The organism is Pseudoalteromonas sp. SG44-17 (assembly GCF_014164235.1).
GTDB lineage: Bacteria > Pseudomonadota > Gammaproteobacteria > Enterobacterales > Alteromonadaceae > Pseudoalteromonas > Pseudoalteromonas rhizosphaerae.
Genome location: NZ_JACJEV010000004.1, coordinates 1 through 20,767, shown reverse-complemented (window position 1 = coordinate 20,767; position 20,767 = coordinate 1). Strand labels below are relative to the sequence as shown.

General features: G+C 41.3%; 19 protein-coding genes. 15 read left to right on the top strand and 4 right to left on the bottom strand.

Features of this window, described 5'->3' with window-relative positions; all coding sequences use genetic code 11:
* Positions 1–79: 79 nt before the first annotated feature.
* The 10 genes from glyA to H5182_RS04195 all read left to right on the top strand — a co-directional run bounded on the left by glyA (position 80) and on the right by H5182_RS04195 (position 10,449).
* A complete protein-coding gene (glyA, locus tag H5182_RS04240; protein ID WP_145241140.1) occupies positions 80–1,336 on the top strand; it encodes a serine hydroxymethyltransferase in 1,257 nt (418 codons plus the stop codon).
* A gap of 102 nt (positions 1,337–1,438) precedes the next feature.
* Entirely contained in the window at positions 1,439–1,888 is a 450-nt protein-coding gene (gene nrdR / locus H5182_RS04235; protein ID WP_016708083.1) for a transcriptional regulator NrdR, read from the top strand.
* 1 nt (position 1,889) lies between these two features.
* A complete protein-coding gene (ribD, locus tag H5182_RS04230; RefSeq protein WP_182759587.1) occupies positions 1,890–3,032 on the top strand; it encodes a bifunctional diaminohydroxyphosphoribosylaminopyrimidine deaminase/5-amino-6-(5-phosphoribosylamino)uracil reductase RibD in 1,143 nt (380 codons plus the stop codon).
* 12 nt (positions 3,033–3,044) lie between these two features.
* Positions 3,045–3,698 carry a riboflavin synthase gene (locus H5182_RS04225; protein WP_145241136.1) on the top strand — a complete coding sequence of 218 codons (654 nt, stop codon included), beginning with the start codon at positions 3,045–3,047 and terminating at the stop codon, positions 3,696–3,698.
* Positions 3,699–3,727: 29 nt separating this feature from the next.
* Positions 3,728–4,840 (top strand): bifunctional 3,4-dihydroxy-2-butanone-4-phosphate synthase/GTP cyclohydrolase II, encoded by a 1,113-nt coding sequence (gene ribBA, locus H5182_RS04220; RefSeq protein ID WP_145241135.1) that lies wholly within the window; start codon positions 3,728–3,730, stop codon positions 4,838–4,840.
* A 101-nt stretch (positions 4,841–4,941) separates the two neighbouring features.
* Positions 4,942–5,406 (top strand): 6,7-dimethyl-8-ribityllumazine synthase, encoded by a 465-nt coding sequence (gene ribE / locus H5182_RS04215; RefSeq protein ID WP_145241133.1) that lies wholly within the window; start codon positions 4,942–4,944, stop codon positions 5,404–5,406.
* Positions 5,407–5,421: 15 nt separating this feature from the next.
* On the top strand, positions 5,422–5,832 hold the full coding sequence (nusB, locus tag H5182_RS04210; protein WP_145241131.1) for a transcription antitermination factor NusB: 411 nt from the start codon (positions 5,422–5,424) through the stop codon (positions 5,830–5,832).
* A gap of 44 nt (positions 5,833–5,876) precedes the next feature.
* A complete protein-coding gene (gene thiL / locus H5182_RS04205; protein ID WP_145241129.1) occupies positions 5,877–6,851 on the top strand; it encodes a thiamine-phosphate kinase in 975 nt (324 codons plus the stop codon).
* The gene (locus H5182_RS04200; protein ID WP_145241127.1) at positions 6,848–7,333 is read left to right on the top strand and encodes a phosphatidylglycerophosphatase A; all 486 of its coding nucleotides are present in this window, start codon (positions 6,848–6,850) and stop codon (positions 7,331–7,333) included. Before thiL ends, H5182_RS04200 begins: the two co-directional genes overlap by 4 nt.
* 29 nt (positions 7,334–7,362) lie before the next feature.
* Positions 7,363–10,449, top strand: a complete 3,087-nt coding sequence (locus H5182_RS04195; protein WP_182731835.1) for a ligand-binding sensor domain-containing diguanylate cyclase — start codon at positions 7,363–7,365, stop codon at positions 10,447–10,449.
* Between the two features lie 59 nt (positions 10,450–10,508).
* Here the strand turns inward: H5182_RS04195 and dxs are convergent, their stop codons facing one another.
* The 3 genes from dxs to H5182_RS04180 form a co-directional block, all read right to left on the bottom strand.
* The gene (gene dxs / locus H5182_RS04190; protein ID WP_182759586.1) at positions 10,509–12,371 is read right to left on the bottom strand and encodes a 1-deoxy-D-xylulose-5-phosphate synthase; all 1,863 of its coding nucleotides are present in this window, start codon (positions 12,369–12,371) and stop codon (positions 10,509–10,511) included.
* Positions 12,372–12,476: 105 nt separating this feature from the next.
* Entirely contained in the window at positions 12,477–13,364 is an 888-nt protein-coding gene (gene ispA, locus H5182_RS04185) for a (2E,6E)-farnesyl diphosphate synthase (RefSeq protein ID WP_145241121.1), read from the bottom strand.
* A 3-nt stretch (positions 13,365–13,367) separates the two neighbouring features.
* Positions 13,368–13,610 carry an exodeoxyribonuclease VII small subunit gene (locus H5182_RS04180; protein WP_145241119.1) on the bottom strand — a complete coding sequence of 81 codons (243 nt, stop codon included), beginning with the start codon at positions 13,608–13,610 and terminating at the stop codon, positions 13,368–13,370.
* A 301-nt stretch (positions 13,611–13,911) separates the two neighbouring features.
* Here H5182_RS04180 and pomA point away from each other — a divergent pair, with 301 nt between their 5' ends.
* The 4 genes from pomA (at position 13,912) to H5182_RS04160 (ending at position 18,207) form a co-directional block, all read left to right on the top strand.
* On the top strand, positions 13,912–14,679 hold the full coding sequence (gene pomA, locus H5182_RS04175) for a flagellar motor protein PomA (protein WP_145241117.1): 768 nt from the start codon (positions 13,912–13,914) through the stop codon (positions 14,677–14,679).
* Positions 14,680–14,681: 2 nt separating this feature from the next.
* On the top strand, positions 14,682–15,602 hold the full coding sequence (locus H5182_RS04170; protein WP_145241115.1) for a flagellar motor protein MotB: 921 nt from the start codon (positions 14,682–14,684) through the stop codon (positions 15,600–15,602).
* 139 nt (positions 15,603–15,741) lie between these two features.
* Positions 15,742–16,224, top strand: coding sequence for a hypothetical protein (locus H5182_RS04165; RefSeq protein WP_182734635.1), 483 nt, complete (start codon positions 15,742–15,744; stop codon positions 16,222–16,224).
* 72 nt (positions 16,225–16,296) lie between these two features.
* Entirely contained in the window at positions 16,297–18,207 is a 1,911-nt protein-coding gene (locus tag H5182_RS04160; RefSeq protein ID WP_145241111.1) for a DNA topoisomerase III, read from the top strand.
* 16 nt (positions 18,208–18,223) lie between these two features.
* Here the strand turns inward: H5182_RS04160 and H5182_RS04155 are convergent, their stop codons facing one another.
* Complete coding sequence (locus H5182_RS04155; RefSeq protein ID WP_182718320.1) at positions 18,224–19,534, bottom strand: M20 family metallopeptidase; 1,311 nt, start codon at positions 19,532–19,534, stop codon at positions 18,224–18,226.
* A gap of 100 nt (positions 19,535–19,634) precedes the next feature.
* On the opposite strand from H5182_RS04155, the gene H5182_RS04150 reads away from it, so the two are divergent.
* A complete protein-coding gene (locus tag H5182_RS04150; protein ID WP_145241107.1) occupies positions 19,635–20,492 on the top strand; it encodes a tetratricopeptide repeat protein in 858 nt (285 codons plus the stop codon).
* Positions 20,493–20,767 lie beyond the last annotated feature (275 nt).

Here is a 20,767-nt window from a genome sequence, read left to right as displayed (position 1 = left end):
TTTACACCATAGGCAAATTGACGTTTTCAGCGTATAATTCAGCCTTCAAAATACCATACACGTTGCCCTAGGAGCCCCCATGTTAGAACGTAGCATGAATATTTCGGATTTCGATCCAGAGTTATTTGAAGCAATCACTAAAGAGACTGCTCGCCAAGAAGAACACATCGAGCTTATCGCATCTGAGAACTACTGTAGCCCACGCGTACTAGAAGCGCAGGGTTCACAGCTAACAAACAAATATGCTGAAGGTTATCCGGGCAAGCGTTACTACGGTGGTTGTGAGCATGTTGACGTGGTTGAACAACTAGCGATTGACCGTGCCAACGAATTGTTTGGTTCAGATTATGCTAACGTTCAGCCTCACGCAGGTTCACAAGCAAATGCTGCTGTGTTCTTAGCTTTATTAGATGCTGGCGATACAGTGTTAGGTATGAGCTTAGCTCATGGTGGTCACTTAACGCATGGATCACATGTAAGCTTCTCTGGTAAGCTTTATAACGCAATCCAATACGGACTTGACGAAGCGACTGGCGAGATTGATTACGCACAAGTTGAAGCACTTGCACTTGAGCACAAACCAAAAATGATCATCGGTGGTTTCTCAGCATACTCAGGTATTGTTGATTGGGCTAAATTCCGTGAAATCGCTGACAAAGTAGGCGCTTACTTGTTTGTTGATATGGCTCACGTTGCAGGTCTTATTGCTGCTGGTGTTTACCCAAGCCCAGTACCACATGCACACGTTGTTACTACAACTACGCATAAGACATTAGCCGGCCCTCGTGGTGGTTTGATTATTTCTGCTTGTGGCGACGAAGCTATTTATAAAAAGCTTAACAGTGCAGTATTCCCTGGTGGTCAAGGTGGTCCTTTATGTCACATTATCGCTGCCAAAGCAGTGGCATTTAAAGAAGCATTACAACCAGAGTTTAAAGTATACCAAACTCAAGTTGTGAAAAATGCTAAAGCTATGGTTGCAGTAATGCAAGAGCGCGGTTATAAGATCGTATCTGATAAAACAGAAAACCACTTGTTCTTACTTGATCTAATTGATAAAGACATCACTGGTAAAGACGCAGATGCGGCTTTAGGTAATGCTAATATCACCGTAAATAAAAACTCAGTACCAAATGACCCACGTTCACCGTTTGTAACGTCTGGTTTACGTATTGGTTCACCGGCAATCACACGCCGTGGTTTTAAAGAAGCTGAGTCTAAAGAGCTTGCTGGCTGGATCTGTGACGTACTAGACAACATCAACGATGAGTCAGTACAAGCACAAGTAAAAGAGAAAGTTAAAGCAATCTGTAAAAAATTACCTGTTTACGCTTAATTGAGTTACAAACAGTAATTTAGATCACAATAGCTTAGTTTTTTGCTATTATAAAGGCCGCCTAAAAGCGGCCTTTTTTGTTTTTAACGGAAGCTGATACCTATGCATTGTCCATTTTGCACCGCAAAAGATACCAAAGTGATTGACTCGCGTTTAGTGGGAGGTGGCCACCAAGTAAGGCGACGCCGTGAATGCAATGAATGTCATGAACGCTTTACTACCTTTGAAGGCGCAGAACTTGTAATGCCTCGGGTGATCAAACAAGACGGTAGCCGTGAACCTTTCAATGAAGATAAACTTCTTAATGGTCTACACCGCGCATTAGAAAAACGCCCCGTCAGTACCGAGCAAGTTGATGAAGTGGTCAATATTATTAAATCGCAATTACGTGCCACCGGCGAGCGTGAGATTTCCAGTCACCTGATTGGCGAATGCATTATGGAAGCGTTGAAAAAACTCGATAAAGTCGCTTACGTCAGATTTGCATCGGTATACCGTTCATTCGAAGATATTCGTGAATTTGGTGAAGAAATTGCCCGTTTGGGAGAGTGATATGAACCAATATCAGTTTAGCGAACAAGATTTCTCTTATATGACCCGAGCGATTGAGCTTGCCAAACAAGGACGCTTTACTACCACCCCAAACCCAAACGTTGGCTGTGTATTAGTAAAAAATGACGTTATTGTTGGTGAAGGTTTTCATCAAGTTGCCGGCCAAGGCCATGCTGAAGTGAATGCATTAGCAATGGCGGGTAGCCAAGCCTTTGGTGCAACTGCTTATGTCACGCTTGAACCTTGTAGCCATTTTGGTCGCACACCGCCGTGTGCCGAAGGTTTAAAAGCTGCTGGCGTGGTAAAAGTAATTGCTGCTATGGTTGATCCAAACCCGCAGGTAGCCGGTAAAGGTTTAGCTATTTTAGCGGACGCGGGCATTGAGGTTGCGTCAGGTTTGTTAGAACAACAAGCAAGGCTGTTAAACCGTGGCTTTTTAAAGCGCATGGAGCAAGGTATGCCATTTATTACCTGCAAAATGGCCGCAAGCCTTGATGGTAAAACGGCACTTAAAAACGGTCAAAGTAAGTGGATATCGGGCCCTAAGGCTCGCCAAGATGTGCAACTACAGCGCGCACAAAGCTGCGCTATTTTAACCGGCGCGGACACAGTATTAGTTGATAATGCAAAACTCAATGTTCGTGTTGATGAGCTGCCAGAGCCGTTACCAACGCAATTACCTGTACGCCAACCTGTACGTATTATTATTGATTCACAAAATCGTTTAACACCTGAGCTAGCATTATTTAGCATTGCCAGTGAAGTAATTATTCTTACCACTGAACTTGATAAATCACAGCAATGGCCTCATTACGTAAGCCATATTGTAGTACCAGAAAAAAATAATAAAGTTGATTTAGTGGCTGCCATGAAACTTTTAGCGCAGCAACAGTTTAATCATATTTGGTTAGAGGCAGGGGCAACCTTAGCGGGCCAAATGACTGAATGTAATTTAATTGATGAATATATTGTTTATCTGGCGCCGAAATTGTTAGGGAATGACGGCAAAAGCTTACTAAACTTTACAGAGCTGACAAGTATGCAGGACGTTGTTAATTTATCAATTAATGAGTGTGTGTGTATCGGTGACGATATTCGTATCACGGCGACACCACGCAAAGCCTCATCTAAACCAAATAACTAAAGAGTAACCACTATGTTTACTGGGATCATCGAAGCAACGGGCACTATTAGCGAGTTACAACAAAAGCAAGGCGATTTAGCTATCCGCATTAAAAGTAATAACCTTGATATGGCCGATGTAAATTTAGGCGATAGCATTGCAACTAATGGGGTTTGCTTAACGGTTGTGGCCAAGCACAGTGATGGATTTAGCGCTGACTTATCAAATGAGACTATTAGTTTAACGGGATTTGCTCACTATAAACAAGGGCAAACTGTAAACCTTGAGAAAGCCATGCAGCCAGTATCTCGTTTAGGTGGTCACTTAGTTTCAGGACATGTTGATGGCATCGCGACTATTACCGCAATTACGCCTAATGCGCGTGCCGTTGAGTACTGGTTAAGCACCGATGTACAACTAATGAAATATATTCCTTATAAAGGCTCGGTATGCATTGATGGTATTAGCCTAACAGTAAATGCAGTAGCAGATAATAAATTTAAACTGACAATTGTGCCGCACACTAGTGAGCAAACAACTATTGCTGATTTTAAAGTAGGCACGCAAGTGAACTTAGAAGTAGATCAAATCGCGCGTTATTTAGAGCGTTTGATCAAAGGGGCAGAGCAGCCAGCTAGTTCAGATATTTCAATGAGTTTACTCGCCCAAGCCGGTTTTATTAAATAAACGCACTCCACAACTTACACGAGCAGATTATGAATTTACACAGCGCACAAGAAATTATTGATGACATTAAAGCCGGTAAAATGGTTATTTTAATGGATGATGAAGACAGAGAAAATGAAGGCGATTTAATTATCGCAGCCGAGCACATTAGTGCTGAAGCGATCAATTTTATGGCCACTCATGGTCGTGGTTTAATTTGCCTAACAATGACTCAAGAGCGCTGTGAGCAACTTGATTTACCATTAATGGTAAAAAACAATGGTGCGGCATTTTCGACTAACTTTACGATGTCGATTGAAGCATCGAAAGGTGTGACTACGGGGATTTCTGCTGCTGATCGCGCTCGTACTGTGCAAGCTGCGATTGCCAAAGGTGCTGTACCAAGTGATATCGTTCAACCTGGGCATATCTTTCCTATTATGGCACAACCAGGTGGCGTATTAACGCGTGCCGGTCACACTGAAGCCGGTTGTGATTTAGCCCGCTTAGCCGGTTTAGAGCCTTCATCAGTAATTGTGGAAATTCTTAATGCTGATGGCACCATGGCGCGTCGTCCTGATTTAGAAGTATTTGCTGAGCAACATAATATCAAAATTGGCACTATTGCTGATTTAATTGAATACCGTAACATGAATGAAACCACCATTGAGCAAGTGGCAAAATGTAAGTTGCCAACCGTACATGGTGAGTTTGATTTAGTTACTTATAAAGATACCATTGACGGCCAGTTACATTATGCGCTGTTAAATGGTGAGGTTAAAACTAATGAACCAACCTTAGTACGGGTTCATTTAAAAAGTACCTTCAATGATATTTTGTTATCTGATCGCAGTGCCGATAGAAGCTGGGGCTTGTCAGATGCCATGGCTTATATTGCAAAGCATCAAGGTGTGTTAGTTATTCTAGGTAAGCAAGAATGCACCGAAGAACTAGAAGCGACAGTCAAAGCGTTTGCTGCAGAAGATGCTGGTGAGACGGTAGCGCATCGTAAATTCCAAGGTACTTCACGCACCGTAGGCGTAGGGTCACAAATTTTAGCTGACTTGGGCATTGAAAAAATGCGTTTGATGAGCTTACCTAAAAAGTACCATGCGTTATCGGGCTTTCACTTAGAAGTGGTTGACTACGTAGAGCCACAATAAGCACAACGCTTAAACTAGGCTATTATTTTATTTATATGGTATGATGCGCAGCAATTTTTGCGCAATCGCAACCGCTTGAACTTATTTTTTAGGGTTATCGAATGAAAATTATTGAAGGTAATAAATACGCTCCTGGCAAGAAATTCGCTATCGTTATTTCTCGTTTTAATGACTTTATTGGTAGCAGCCTATTAGCTGGTGCTGTTGATGAATTAAAACGTACTGGTGGTGTATCTGATGATGATATTACCGTAGTTTATGTACCAGGTGCGGTAGAATTACCTTTAGCGGCGAAACGCGTTGCAGCAAAAAAAGAGTATGATGCAATCATCGCTTTAGGCGTTGTGATCAGAGGTGGTACACCACATTTTGATCTTGTCGCTGGCGAATCAAATAAAGGCTTAGCGCAAGTGTCGCTTGAGTATGATATCCCGATTGCATTTGGCGTATTAACCACTGAAAGCATTGAGCAAGCGATTGAACGCGCTGGCACTAAGATGGGCAACAAAGGCGGCGAAGCTGCTTTAGGCGCACTTGAAATGGTTAATGTGTTAGATAAAATTTAAGTTTAAGGAATTTTTGTGAAACCAGCAGCAAGACGTAAAGCACGTATCTTAGCACTTCAAGCCGTTTATTCTTGGCAATTAAGTGGCAATGCCATTGCCGATATCGAACAACAAATGTTGATCGAAAACGATGTGACTAAAATTGATGTTGAATACTTTAAAGATCTTTCGCGTGGTGTTGCTATAAATCATAAGCAACTAGACGAAGCAGTATCGCCACATTTAACTCGTCCATTTAACGAGTTAGACCAAGTTGAACGCGCTATTTTACGTTTAAGCAGCTATGAGCTGAAATTCCGTGAAGATGTACCTTATAAGGTTGCTATCAACGAAGGTATTGAGCTTGCTAAGATATTTGGCGCTGAAGACAGCCATAAATTTGTTAATGGTGTACTTGATAAAGCGGTAAAGCATTTACGTAAGTAATGCGACCGTAAAAGGAGAGCCGGCATAGGCCGGCTTTTTTGTGTATGAAGGAATTTGAATTAATAAATCGCTACTTTAAAGGTCGTGGCATAACTCGTCGCGATGTTAATTTAGGGATTGGTGACGATTGTGCATTGGTTACTGTTCCTGAAAATTGTCAGTTAGCGATTACCACCGATACACTGGTAGCAGGCGTACATTTTTTTGATGACATCGATCCGCGTGCATTAGGCCATCGTGCTCTTGCCGTAAACTTAAGTGATTTAGCTGCTATGGGGGCTGAGCCTACGTGGGTTTCGGTTGCTTTAACGTTGCCAAATATTGATGTTGAGTGGCTGGAAGAATTCACCGAAGGCATGCATGAAATCGCAGAGTATTTTAATGTTCAAATCATTGGTGGCGATACCACGCAAGGGCCGTTAACAATTACTATTTGTGCTAAAGGTACAGTGCCTGCAGGTAAAGCACTGCGCCGAAGCGGTGCTAAAGTAGGTGACTGGGTTTATGTTACAGGGCCGCTAGGTGATGCCGGGCTTGCGATTGAAGCTCGTAAGCAAGATATTAAGATTGCTCCAGAGCACTTAAGGTACGTTAATCAACGATTTGATTACCCAACTCCGCGTGTTGCTGCGGGGCAAGTATTACGCGGTTTAGCATCATCAGCGATTGATATCTCAGATGGTCTATTGGCAGATCTTGGACATATTTTAGCTCTGTCGCAAGTTAGCGCTTGTATTGATGTGAATAAAATACCAACCTCGGATGCATTGCGTGCTACTTTAGAACGAGATCAACAACTGCCGTTTATCCTCAATTATGGCGATGACTATGAGTTGTTATTTACGGTACCTGATAGCAATAAAAGTATGCTGGAAATGAAATTGCGCCAGTATGGTGTAGATGCAGCCTGCATTGGACAAATAAAAAGTGGTGAAGGCGAAGTTGAGCTGATGCTCGATGGCGAAAAATTAGCATATGATGATGCTGGTTTTGAACACTTCACCAAGGAGTCGGTTTGAATAAACCTGCATTATTTAATTTAAAGCGCCCTCATCAATTTTTTGGTTTGGGCTTTGGTTTAGGGTTAGCGCCTAAAGCGCCGGGTACGTTTGGTACCTTTGCTGCGCTACCGTTTATTTTTACTACTATGTATTTCCCGTTGTGGTTACAAATTGTATTTGCGGTGGTTATTAGTATTTTTGGTATATGGGCATGTGGCAAAACCGCTGATGATCTGGGAGTACATGATCATCCCGCGATTGTATGGGATGAAGTTGCCGGATTTTACATTACCATGATCGGAGCTGCATTAAGTTGGCAGTCTTTGTTAGTGGGTTTTTTGTTATTTCGTTTTTTTGATATCGCTAAACCAGGTCCTATTCGCTTTCTTGATAAGCGGGTTCATGGTGGTGTAGGTATTATGGCGGATGATGTTTTAGCTGGTATATTTTCTTTAATTTGTGTTCAGGCATTGTTTAAAATGGGTTATTTGCCCTTTTAACCTTAGTTTTGCAACGAGGTATTGACGTTATGATGCGATTTTTATTGGTTATTATTGTGCTGTTCTGCAGTATGCCAAGTAAGGCGTCAATTACCGACTATGTTGTAAAACAATGGAATATGCAAAATGGCTTACCATCGCAGTCACTTAAAAGTGTCGTGCAAGATAAGCAAGGCTATATGTGGCTGGGAACTCAGTTTGGCCTCAGTCGCTTTGATGGCAATACATTCACTAATTACAACACCTTAAATAGTAATTTTTTACCCAGTAACGGCATTAATAAATTACTTGTCGATAGCGAAGGCTATTTATGGATTGGTACTAAAGATGGTATTGTGGTCATCGATCCCACCACTATGGCAGCGCAAGAGTTTAGTGTAAAAGGCCCTGTACGCGATGTTATCGAAGATGCGAAAGGCAGTATTTGGATAGCAGCGAATGGCCTGTACTTTGTATCTCGCAATCAGATCAATGTCAGCGCAGTGCATGACTTACTAGTCCCTGTGATGAGTGCCAGTTCAGTAAAGCAGATTGTTGGTACTGTCAGTCAGCTGGCATTATCGCCAGAAGGGATCTGGCTGGTGAATGAACGATACTTGCTACGGTTAACTAATTCCTCCTCTGATTTTGCAAAGTTACGCTTAGAACTAACTGCTAAGGTATCGATACCTGAGCGTTTAGCACAAACGATTATTCACGATTTAGCATGGCTGGAAGGAAACTTATATTTAGCGTCAGAGCTCGGTGCTTACTTTTTAGATTTAGATGACGAGTTAAGGCCTTTTCCACTTCCCAATGCGAATAACTCAGCGGTTTATAAATTTATGAGTGACTCAAATGGAGCACTGTGGATTTCGACCTATGGGCGCTTACTGTTTCGAGACAACTCCGGCGATTGGCAATGGGTTGAACCGAGCCAACTTGACCAAAGTATTTGGTTTGCTGATTTATATCGCGATAATGATAATAATATTTGGCTTGCGAGTTTTAGTGAAGGATTATGGCTTGCGCACGAAGGCAGAATAGAACGTCACTCAGCTATATCACAAATGACCGAAGCGGTTATGGCCATTAGCCAAGCGCCCGATGGGAGATTGTGGGTCGCTAACCGCAGTGGTGTAGGCTACTTTGATTTAGATAAAAACTTTATCAATCAAATCCCAAGTAATCAATACGGACGTGCAGCCGTGCATGATTTACAGTTTGATGGCTCACGGTTATATATCGCCACTGGGCGTGGTGTGTATATTTATGAAAACAACACCTTGTTCACTGTCCCTGGACGCGCTTTAAAAGATAACCCGGTGTTTGCGATTAGTCGCTCCAGCAAAGGAGGCTTTTGGCTTGGTACTGGCCGGGGTATGTATCGGCTTAGTTACGGTGGTTTAACCCCATTTGCTTATAACGCATTTTTAGGCAGTAAGTTTATTACTTATGTCGTTGATGAAGCTAATTTTGGTTTAATTGGCACTAGCAAAGGCGCTTACTACTTTACTGATCGTGGTATTGAAAAAATTGGCGATCAAACGAGTCTTGAAAGTGCTTATGTTACAAGCATCTTAAACATTGATGGAGTTGGTATATTAATCGGCTCATTAAATGATGGTTTATTTTATCGAAGCACACAAGGGCATTGGCGTCAGTTAGATGCTACCAATGGCTTACCTTACGGTTCTATTTTTAGTTTACGTTATGATGAAAAGCTCAAGCGCATATGGGTTAGTACCATGAAAGGTGTCTACCGAATGCCGGTTGAGCAGTTTAGTAACGATATTGAAAGCTTAAAAGTAGAGCAGGTTATTTCGTCATACGATCGTCAACTAGACGGTAAGGCCAGCCAGTGTTGTACCGGCCTTGGCCATGATGCTGTGGCGGAGTTAGGCAATTCAATGTGGTATCCGAGCCTACAGGGGGTCGTGGAGATCCCTAAAGATATTGAGCTGTTTGGCGTTAAACCATTACAGCCAAAGGTTGAGAGTTTAAATACTGGGATACGTAAACTTGCAACAGCTGCATTAGGGCGTAATCCTGAATTAGAAATCGATGAGCGTGATATCACCCTTAAATACACTGCGATAGACTATTATGCACCGACCAGTATTGAGTTTCGCTATCGTTTAACTGGTTTAGACAGCGATTGGCGTTATGCTAATACCCGCCGTGAAGCTATTTATACCAATTTACCGCCTGGTGCATTTTTGTTTCAACTTGAGGCTAAACGACAAGGTGAAGGTTGGCAAAAAGCGCAAAGTACGGAATATTCATTTGTAGTACCAAGACGGTTTGATGAAACAATTTATTTTCGGCTGTTGATCACTGGTAGTTTTATTTTATTATTTTATTTAGTGTTTTGGGTATTTAGAAAGCAAGAACGCCGTAAGCAAACCGCGCTTGAAAGTTTAATCACAGAACGCACCGGGGAGCTGCGCCAAGCTAATGATAAGCTTAATCAAGTTAACTCTCAGCTAAAGCTTATGAGTCACTCTGATGAACTTACTGGGCTGAGAAGCCGCCGCTTCTTATTTGATCAACTACCAAAAGATATAGAGCACTTCCAGCGTAACTCACAATCATTACAAGCGCAGGGGAAATCCTTGGTGTTGCTAATCATTAATTTTGATAATTTTAGCCGCATTAATGACGCTTATGGACCGATTGGTGGTGATAGTTGTTTGCAGCAAATGGCTGCATTGCTTAACTCTCGTACGCAAGGATCCGATTATGTTGCCCGTTGGAGTGGTGATGAATTCTTGTTACTGCTACGTGACTTTAAACGCACTGCAATCGACAGTTATGTTGCACAGCTGTGTAAAGTAATTGCTGATCACACATTTAAGTTGCCCAGTGGTGACAGTATAAACTTGACTGCATCGATTGGCTTTTCATTTTACCCATTACCATTATTAGGTGGTCAGGTTATTGGTTGGGAAACCTCTGTCAACTTAGCGGATATCGCGCTACATCAAGTTAAAAAGCGCGGTGGCGATGGTATTGCAAACATCACCTTTGATGAACAGTTAGATGCCTTTGAATTTGAGCAAACCAATAATGTTGAGCAACAACTGAGCGTATTACAAGCCAATGGTTTAGCAGATATCAAAGTGTGGATGCGCTAGCTCTAATCACGTGAGAATAAAAAAGGAGCCAGCGGCTCCTTTTTTTATTAAATAGGATGTTAGCTTATAAAGGCTTTGATTGAGGTTAAGATACCTTGTTCACCTAAGCCCATTTCATCATGCATTTGTTCTTGTGTTCCATGCTTGATGAACTCATCAGGAATACCTAAATTAAGGATGCTTACTTTTGCTTTTATAGCTGCTAAATATTCATTAACAGCAGAGCCTGCACCACCAACAATCGCGTTATCTTCAAGGGTTACAATGACGTCATGATCGGCTAATAAAGTGTCGATTAGTGCGCTATCAAGAGGTTTAACAAAACGCATATCAACGAGGCTGGCATTTAATTCATTGACTGCCAGTTGAGCGTTTTCAAGTAAAGTACCAAAGGATAAAACTGCGATTTTAGCGCCTTGTTTAATCACACGACCTTTACCAATTTCAAGCTCGGTCATTTGCTCGCAGATTTCAGTTGTGCCAGCACTACCACGAGGATAACGAACTGCAACAGGGCTGTTACAACGATAACCAGTGTACAGCATTTGACGACATTCATTAGTATCACTCGGTGCCATGATAATCATATTGGGGATACAACGGATAAAGCTTAAATCGTATGCGCCTTGATGAGTTTCGCCATCAGCACCAACAATACCAGCACGGTCAATTGCAAATAACACGGGTAAGTTTTGCAGAGCAACATCGTGAATAAGCTGATCGTAGGCACGTTGTAAAAAGCTTGAATAAATAGCGACAACTGGTTTTAAGCCTTCGCAGGCAAAACCTGCGGCTAAAGTAACCGCGTGTTGCTCGGCAATGGCAACATCAAAATATTGCTCAGGGTATTCTTTTGAAAAACGCACCATGCCTGAGCCTTCACGCATAGCCGGGGTGATTGCCATAAGCTTTTCATCTTGACTTGCCATGTCACACAACCAATCGCCAAATACTTTAGAAAAAGTCGCAGCGCCTGGTTTTGATTTTGGTAGGCTGGAAATCGCAGGGTCGAACTTAGGTACGCCGTGATAGCCTATTGGATCTGCTTCTGCTGGTTTATAGCCTTTACCTTTCTGGGTTTTGATATGCAGTAACTGCGGCCCTTTTAGGTTACGCATATTGCGCAGTGTATCAACCAACATGTTTACATCATGACCATCAATTGGGCCAATGTAATTTAAGCCTAACTCTTCAAAAAAGGTGCCTGGGATAACCATGCCTTTTAAGTGCTCTTCCATGCGGCTGGCTAATTCTTTTACTGGTGGCACGCCAGATAGCAGCTTTTTACTACCTTCACGAATGTTAGTGTAAAAACTGCCTGATAAGATACGAGCGAAATGATTAGTTAGTGCACCGACATTTTCAGAAATCGACATTTCGTTATCGTTTAATATGATCAGCATGTCAGATTTAACATCACCTAAGTGATTCATTGCTTCAAACGCCATACCCGCGGTAATCGCACCATCACCAATAACCGCTACTGTTTTTCGTCCTTTGCCTTCTTTTTGCGCCGCAATTGACATGCCTAAAGCAGCAGAGATCGAGGTGCTTGAATGGCCAACACTAAAAGTGTCGTAGTGGCTTTCTTCACGAAATGGAAACGGATGTAAACCGTCTTTTTGGCGGATCGTGTGCATTTGATCACGGCGCCCTGTGAGAATTTTATGTGGGTATGCTTGATGGCCTACATCCCATACTAAGCGATCTTCAGGGGTGTTATATACATAATGAAGCGCTACAGTAAGCTCAACTGTGCCTAAACCTGATGCTAAGTGACCACTACTTTGCGAGACTGAGTTTAGTAAGTAATCACGTAACTCATTACTAAAAGCAGGTAATTTGTCTTGCGCTAAATCACGCAACTGGGCTGGTTCGTCAACCAAACCTAATAATGGATACTTGCTACTATCAAGTGTCATGATTTTTAATACATCCTTCGCTAACCAGAGGTCATTATAGCGTAATATTACTCTGATTCTTTAGTTATTTTGTACATCATTACTTGCTCAAGCTAGAGCCTAGAATTAATAATCGCGTTCAACAATGTATTTTGCCAAGTTTTCTAGCTCAGAAGTGTCAGCATCTATTGCTGCTAACGCATCGAGTGCGCATTTTAGTAATGATTGTGCTTTTTGTTTTGCACCTGTAAGCCCAAGTAGAGCAGGGTAGGTCGCTTTATTTGCTGCAACATCGGAGCCTTGTGGTTTACCTAAGACTTGGGTATCACCTTCGATGTCAAGAATATCGTCTTGCACCTGAAAAGCCAGTCCAATTGCATCACCAAACTGTTTTAATTGTAATAATGTTTGTTGATTTGTATCAGCTGCGCATAATGCACCTAAAGTAATTGCACAATTTAACAAAGCACCTGTTTTTAATTTATGGATACGTTCGAGCTCAGCTAAATTGACTAATTTGTCAGTCGCTGCAATATCCAGTGCTTGACCACCGACCATACCTTCAATACCCGATGCTTTGGCAAGTGCTGCAATCATTTTTAACTGTTGCTGTGCAGGAACGTTAAATGAATGGTTAGCAATTAAATCAAACGCTAATGTTTGCAGCGCATCACCAGCTAAAATAGCATGAGCTTCGCCATAGACAATATGGCAAGTCGGTCTACCACGTCGCAGGTCGTCGTCATCCATCGCGGGTAAATCATCATGAACTAACGAATAACTATGAATACATTCAATAGCAGCAGCCAACACGTCTAAATCTTGTTTATTTGCGCCAAGCATTTTTCCCGTGGCATACACTAAAAATGGCCGTAATCGTTTACCGCCATTTAAAACGCTGTAGTGGGTGGCTTGTTTGATGCTTTGCTCGGTATCGAGCGGTTGCTCAAAATACCGATTGAGAGTGGCTTCAACATCTTGTTGAGCACATTTTATTTGCTCTGTTATTAACACCCGTTATTCCAAATCATTATCAAAGTTAGTAAGTGGTGACTGACTATCACTACCCATTAAAATCGCCACTTTTTGTTCAGCTTGTTGTAACTTACTTGAAGATGCGCCAGCTAAAGCAATACCGCGTTCAAACTGTTTTAACGATTGCTCAAGGGAAAGCTCTCCTTGCTCCATTTCTGTGACGATTAAGGATAATTCATCAAGCGCTTGCTCGAAGCTTAGGTTCTCTGGTTTTTTCGTCGCCATACTGATTTAACTTAGATGATAGAAATGTGAGGCCAATTTTAGGGGGAATGCTAAACTAGGTCAAAGGGTGATGCATTTTTTTTGAATAATTAATTGTTTTCTTGCCACTTTTAATTATTTATACCTTTGCTTAAACCTTGCAGGTTATCAATGGTAGCTTAAAATGCCAAATAGGGTTGAAAACTTTCATTTCATTTTTTTCATTAAATGGTTTAAGTAATTCAATAGATTGCCGATAAGCTGTTAATAATAAAAATTTGTTGCTGGTAGCAACAAAGCATCGATTCCTCTGGAGGGGTAAGTGGATTTAGCAACCATTATAGGTATTCTCGGAGCTATTGGTCTTATTGCTATGTCAATGGTACTAAGTAGTGGCGGCGAAGTGGCTATGTTTTATAACACGCCATCGGTGGTTATTGTTTTCGGTGGTTCGATTTTTATAGTGTTATCAAACTATACGATGAGTCAATTCCTCGGTATCGGTAAAGTCGCAGCTAAAGCCTTCATGTTCAAAATAGAGTCACCTGAAGAGCTTATCGAAAAAGCAGTTGAACTTGCAGACTCGGCCCGTAAAGGCGGATTTTTAGCACTAGAGGAAGCAGAAATACCCAATGCGTTTATGCGTAAAGGGGTTGATATGCTTGTTGACGGTCATGACGCTGATGTTGTTCGTGCCACCTTGCAAAAAGATATTTCTCTTACTTCTACTCGTCATGAATCTGGGGCCGGTTTGTTTAAAGCGCTTGCCGATATTGCGCCTGCGATGGGTATGATCGGTACTTTGATTGGTCTAGTTGCGATGTTGTCGAATATGGATGACCCTAAAGCGATTGGTCCTGCGATGGCGGTAGCGCTTTTAACAACATTATATGGTGCGTTTTTAGCAAACGTGGTGGCAATTCCTATCCAAGTAAAATTGGAATTGCGTAAAGACGAAGAAGCAATGAATCAGCGGCTAATTTTAGATGCGGTATTAGGTATACAAGATGGCCAAAACCCAAAAGTCATCGAAGGTATTTTGAAAAACTACCTAGCTGAATCAAAACGAAAAGTGGATACTGAGGAGTAAGCATGTCAGATCAAGAGTGCAAGTGTCCACCACCCGGGTTACCAGCATGGATGGGTACCTTCGCGGATTTGATGTCACTATTGATGTGCTTCTTTGTACTTTTACTCGCGTTTTCAGAAATGGATGTACTTAAATTTAAACAAATCGCAGGCTCAATGAAGTTTGCCTTTGGTGTACAAAATAAAATAGAAGTAAAAGATATTCCCAAAGGAACATCCGTTATCGCGATGGAGTTCACCCCAGGTAAACCTGAACCTACTCCAATCGAAACCATTCAACAGCAAACTGTCGAAATGACCCAGCAAATGCTTGAGTTTCAGGCTGGTGATGAAAGCTCAGCTGGCGGTCGTCAAGAGCAACGCGGTAATAAGCGTGGCGGTGAGTCACAAAGTACGGCGCAACAACAAGCATCAGAACAATCTATTTCTGCAGCTGATCAAGAGCAGGTTAATGAGTTAGTTAAAAAGATAGCCCAGCAATTGGAACAACAAATCATGGATGGTGCTGTTGAGTTGGAATCATTAGGTCAGCAAATTATTATTCGTATTCGTGAAAATGGTTCATTTCCATCTGGGAGTGCATTTTTACAACCTAAGTTTAAACCAATTATTCGTGATATAGCTGCGTTACTAAAAGATGTGCCAGGTGAAATTACGGTGTCTGGTCATACTGATGATTTTCAAGTTTCGAATGAGCTGTATACCAATAACTGGGATTTATCATCGAAGCGTGCAGTTGCGGTTGCAACTGAAATGCAAAAAGCACAAGGCTTTGATAAAACCAGAATGGTTGTTGTCGGTCATGCCGAAACTCGACCACTTGTTCCAAATGATTCTGATGCGGATAGACGACGTAATCGCCGCGTGGAAATTTCAATAATGCAAGGCAAGGCTAAGGAATCAGATCCGATAGATGTGCGTTAAGATGCTTGGCAAAGTACCTAATTTAGCTTAAAGTAGTTTTTTAACAAGTGTAACGGAGTGTCTGATGAAAAACGTTGATAAATATAGCTATATGCCGGGCAATGGTGATGGTGACGATGATAAAAAGCCAGACTAGCTAATGCCTGATTGGTTTATAAGTGCTATATCAATACTAACTAAAAGCTGGGTGTTTATTTTAAGCCCAGCTATTTTTGTTTTTTATCTTCGCAAAGATTGGCTTGCTTTGCGTTTTACCTTAACGACTGCATTATTTTTTTTATATGGAACCTTGATACATAATAGCCTTAGAGAGTTAGATGACCCTTATATTTGGCGTTATGTAGTTTGGGCTTTTAATGATATTGCTTGGATGGCTTTGATTGCTTACTGGGCTATTAAAGATAAAGTGTATCTTTGGCAAAGTGTGATTGGTCAGTTGGTTGTAATTAGTGCGCCTATCTTACAATTATTTAGATTAGTGGATCGCCACCTTTGGGATTTATCGTATAGCACTATGCTATATAAAACGTTATTACCGTTAATCAATATTGGCACTGTCGTAGTGTGCTACCTTCCTCTGTTGTATTTATTTATGCGAAAAAATCGCAGTCTAAAGAGCTAATCATTAACTATTTGTAGATTAAATTACGTGTGCTAAACTACTGTGTAAATAACCAGTTGTTGATAGTGCCCTATGAAACTTTATATAGCCGAGAAGCCATCTTTAGGTCGTGCCATTGCTGATGCGCTACCAAAGCCTCATAAAAAACATGATGGCTATATTGAAGTGGCTAATGGCGATTGTGTTTCTTGGTGTATAGGCCACTTGCTCGAGCAAGCAGAGCCTGATGATTATAATGAGCAATATAAAAAATGGCGCTTTGATGACTTACCGATTATCCCACAGCAATGGCAGTTAAAAGCAAAATCTAAAACTCGTAAGCAACTTACGGTACTTAAAAAGTTAATCAAACAAGCTGATCAACTTGTTCATGCTGGTGATCCAGACAGAGAAGGGCAATTACTTGTTGATGAGGTGATTGAGCAAGTTAAACTTAGCCAAGCCAAAAAACAGCAAATTCAACGTTTATTGATCAGTGATTTGAATGTTAGCGCGGTTAAAAAGTCGCTGCAAAACGTTCGCTCTAACCGTGAATTTATTCCACTTAGTGTATCTGCTTTGGCGCGTTCGCGAGCTGATTGGCTGTTTGGTATGAATTTAACGCGCGCCTATACGCTTGCAGGTCAAAAAGCAGGGTTTGGTAATGTATTATCAGTAGGGCGTGTACAAACACCGATATTAGGATTGGTTGTCCAGCGTGATAACGAGATTGCTAATTTTGTGCCAAAACCTTTTTATGAAGTATTAGCTCATTTAAGTACCGAAAATAAAGAGCCGTTTACAGCAAAGTGGCAACCAAGCAAAGCGTGTGAACCTTATCAAGATGAAGAGGGGCGAGTGCTCCATCGAGGCCTTGCTGAGAATGTTGCGTCGCGAATTTCTAATCAATCAGGTGAAGTTACTGCGCTTGAACAAAAGCAGAAAAAGCAACAAGCACCTTTGCCGTATAATTTGTCAGCGTTACAAATTGATGCTGCGAAAGCTTTTTCAATGCCTGCACAAAAGGTATTGGATATTTGTCAAAATTTATATGAGCGTCACAAGCTAATTACCTATCCACGTTCAGACAATCGTTACTTGCCCAAAGATCATCACCAAGAAGCAGCCAGTATAATAAAGGCAATTGCCATCAATGGCGGGCAAAATGACACTCATTGCCAAGGCGCAGATGTGAGTAAACGCAGTAAGTGTTTTAACGATGCTAAGGTGGCTGCGCATCACGCCATTATTCCTACCGCTAAGCAGCAAAAGTCAGCAAGTTTGAGCGTTGAAGAAGGTAAAGTGTATGGTCTTATTAGCCGTCATTATCTGATCCAGTTTTATCCAGACTACATTTACAATGAAACAAAGGCTGAAATAACAATTAATGGTGGTATCTTTAAAGCCAACGCAAAACAAGATGTAAGTTTAGGCTTTAAAGCGTTAATGGGAAAAACCGCATTAAAAGATGAGCAGATATTGCCGCCATTAATTAAAGGGCAACAGTTGCAGTGTGAACGCGGTGAAGTAATTGATAAAATGACCAGCCCGCCAGCTCATTTCAATGATGCAACGCTGCTTAGTGCAATGACAGGTATTAGTCGGTACGTTAAAGATCCAGAAATCAAAAAAATACTCAAAGAAACAGACGGCTTAGGAACCGAAGCAACCAGAGCGGGTATTTTAGAGTTATTATTTAGAAGACAATTTTTAAGACGTCAAGGTAAACTCATTTTAGCAACCGATACAGGTAAAGCATTGATCAGTGCGTTACCGCATGGTTTAGCCAGCCCAGACTTAACCGCAAAATGGGAAGCATCGTTGGGCGACATAGCAGAACAACAAATGAGTTATCAACAATTTTTAAATCCTTTATTAGTGGATTTAGCGGCTTTTGTGGAACTTGCCAAAAATTGTGATAGCAACGTATTTGCACAATTACCAAAAACGCCGCAAAAGCGGCGTTTTACAAGAAAAACTAAACCAAAAACAAAATCGGCTTAGTCATCCATTGCTAAGATTATTGATTAAACAAAGCCACCGCAGCGTTACTCATCGCAGTGATACCTGTGGGGATTGCAACTTTATAGTCAGGTGCAAATTTACTTGAATGTAGTGAAGGTAAAGTTGCCCCTGATGTTTGTGCCGCTTGATATTGAGCTTGCTCTACACCACCTAACCAAAATAAGGTGATAGGGATGTTTTTATCTGTGCGGCCATATAAACCAAAATCTTCCCCTGCCATAACCGCTTCGGTTTCAAGCACATTACTTTGTCCAATCGCCGAGCTAATCGCACTACGTACAATATTAGTTTGTGCAGGGTCGTTATATGTAGATGGGATTGACTCATCTTCATGTACATAAACCACTGGTATTAAGCTTTCATCCAATCCTGCACTTAATGCAATGCCTTTAGTTATACGTTTTATAGCTGCAATTTGTTGCTCGCGAATTTTAGGATTATAACTTCTAAGTGTCAGCTGTAGCTTTACTTCATTCGAAATTACATTATGTTTAGCTCCACCGTGAATTGAACCCACTGTGATTACTGAGGGTTCAAGAGGTGATAATTCGCGACTGGTAATTGTTTGCAGTGCCAACACGATCCGTGATGCGATAACAACAGGGTCAATAGTCATATGTGGGTAAGCACCATGACCACCTTTACCTTTAACCGTAATATCTACTGAATCCACACTGGCCATGGTGTACTCATTTTTCATACTGACTTGTCCTGCAGGAACACTCGCACTAACATGCAAAGCGATAACGTGATCAGGAGTCGGATATTTACTAAATAAACCTTCTTTGAGCATCGCTTTTGCACCGCCTCCCACCTCTTCTGCAGGTTGTGCCACCATCATTAAGGTTCCTTGCCATGCATCTTTATGTAGCATTAATTGTTGCGCAGTACCAATAAATGAACTCATATGAATATCATGACCACATCCGTGCATCACACCAACGTTTGCTCCTTCATCATTCATAACAGTGACTGTTGAAGCATATGATTTACCAGTTTGTTCTATGATTGGTAAGCCGTCTGTATCAGTACGGATCATTATTGTCGGGCCATCACCATTTTTATATAAGCCTACTACACCAAAGCCACCCACATTGTCGGTCACCTCATAGCCAAGCGCACGTAATTTGGTGGCAAGCTTTTCTCCCGTTTCTTGCTCATGGTATGAAAGTTCTGGGGACTGGTGTAAATCTAAGTAAAACTTTTCAATGGCAGGCATCGTTTTATCTAACTTCAGCTCCAAGGTTGTTGAGCTTGCTAATGGACTAAGCAGTATAAGTGCAGCGTATAGACTATGAAATTTCATAAAAGACCTTTTTGATTTATGGCTTGTGATTCTGGGCTTGTAATTATTATGTTTGCCTCCATATAAAACCCTAAATAGTCTGATATGGCAATCAATAGCAATGAATAATATGGTAAATGTTAATCCGCAAAATCTTCAACAAGTGCTGGGTGAAACATCACAACAAAAACTAGTCCTGTTAAGTTTCTTTTCAGCACAAAGTCCAGAGTGTCAATCCCAAGCAGCTATTTTACAGACAATAGCCAAAGATTATGGTGACTATATATTAGTTGCCACATTAGATTGTGATTTAGAGCAAGCACTCGCAGCACAACTAGCACAGCAAGTTGGACTACAAACATTACCAACCTTAGTGCTATTAAAAGATTCAGCACCTGTTGATGTATTAGCCGGTGCACAAGCTGAAACTCAAATCAGAGAAGCGTTAAGTAAACATTTACCGCAGCCTCATGAAATGTTGTTAGAACAAGCCAAGCAAGCACTGATCGCTCAGGATTTAAATCAAGCGTTTAATTTTGCCAAGCAGGCTTACGAATTAGACAATACAAATGCGCGTATAAAATTAGTATTGGCAGATATATGCATTCAAATTCATAAACTGGATGACGCGCAAGCTTTGTTAGCTTCAGTAAATGAAAATGAGCAAGATGCATACTTTACAAATATTCAAGCAAAGTGCGCACAAGCACTTCAAGCACAAGAATCGCCAGAGCTAAAAGCATTACAAGCGAAAGTTGAAAAGTATCCTAACGATCTTGAATTAAAAGTTGAACTAAGTGCAGCATACGACCAAGCAGGCAAAAAAGAGCAAGCGTTAGAGTTACTATTTACAGTGTTGAAAAAAGATTTGAATTTTGCCGATGCCAAGGTAAGTTATTTAGCTATTATTGCCTCTTTACCGGATGGTGATAGTTTAGCGGCTAAATATAGAAGAAAGCTTTACAGTATCCTCTATTAACAAGTTTTTATTTTGTTTTATGGAAAGCGCCGAAGTTAATGGCGCTTTTTTTATGCCAAAAACTTGCGAAATATCGATAATAGATAATACTGAAGATCCTTTCAGGGAAAAGTCGTTGTTATTTTGTACAGTTGACTAGGGGTTTTAGTGTGTTTAGCGCGTAAATTGAACGAACAGCACTTTATTTCAAGTTTTCTTTAAAAAACGCTTGCGTAAAATTCGCCGCGCCCTATAATGCGACCCCACTGAGACGGCAGACAGCAACGCTTAGCGAG

Bases quoted from the DNA above. Each gene is read 5' to 3' on its own strand.
- glyA (WP_145241140.1), top strand. From the start codon at position 80: ATGTTAGAACGTAGCATGAATATTTCGGATTTCGATCCAGAGTTATTT.
- nrdR (WP_016708083.1), top strand. From the start codon at position 1,439: ATGCATTGTCCATTTTGCACCGCAAAAGATACCAAAGTGATTGACTCG.
- ribD (WP_182759587.1), top strand. From the start codon at position 1,890: ATGAACCAATATCAGTTTAGCGAACAAGATTTCTCTTATATGACCCGA.
- H5182_RS04225 (WP_145241136.1), top strand. From the start codon at position 3,045: ATGTTTACTGGGATCATCGAAGCAACGGGCACTATTAGCGAGTTACAA.
- ribBA (WP_145241135.1), top strand. From the start codon at position 3,728: ATGAATTTACACAGCGCACAAGAAATTATTGATGACATTAAAGCCGGT.
- ribE (WP_145241133.1), top strand. From the start codon at position 4,942: ATGAAAATTATTGAAGGTAATAAATACGCTCCTGGCAAGAAATTCGCT.
- thiL (WP_145241129.1), top strand. From the start codon at position 5,877: ATGAAGGAATTTGAATTAATAAATCGCTACTTTAAAGGTCGTGGCATA.
- H5182_RS04195 (WP_182731835.1), top strand. From the start codon at position 7,363: ATGATGCGATTTTTATTGGTTATTATTGTGCTGTTCTGCAGTATGCCA.
- dxs (WP_182759586.1), bottom strand. From the start codon at position 12,371: ATGACACTTGATAGTAGCAAGTATCCATTATTAGGTTTGGTTGACGAA.
- H5182_RS04180 (WP_145241119.1), bottom strand. From the start codon at position 13,610: ATGGCGACGAAAAAACCAGAGAACCTAAGCTTCGAGCAAGCGCTTGAT.
- H5182_RS04170 (WP_145241115.1), top strand. From the start codon at position 14,682: ATGTCAGATCAAGAGTGCAAGTGTCCACCACCCGGGTTACCAGCATGG.
- H5182_RS04165 (WP_182734635.1), top strand. From the start codon at position 15,742: ATGCCTGATTGGTTTATAAGTGCTATATCAATACTAACTAAAAGCTGG.
- H5182_RS04160 (WP_145241111.1), top strand. From the start codon at position 16,297: ATGAAACTTTATATAGCCGAGAAGCCATCTTTAGGTCGTGCCATTGCT.
- H5182_RS04155 (WP_182718320.1), bottom strand. From the start codon at position 19,534: ATGAAATTTCATAGTCTATACGCTGCACTTATACTGCTTAGTCCATTA.
- H5182_RS04150 (WP_145241107.1), top strand. From the start codon at position 19,635: ATGAATAATATGGTAAATGTTAATCCGCAAAATCTTCAACAAGTGCTG.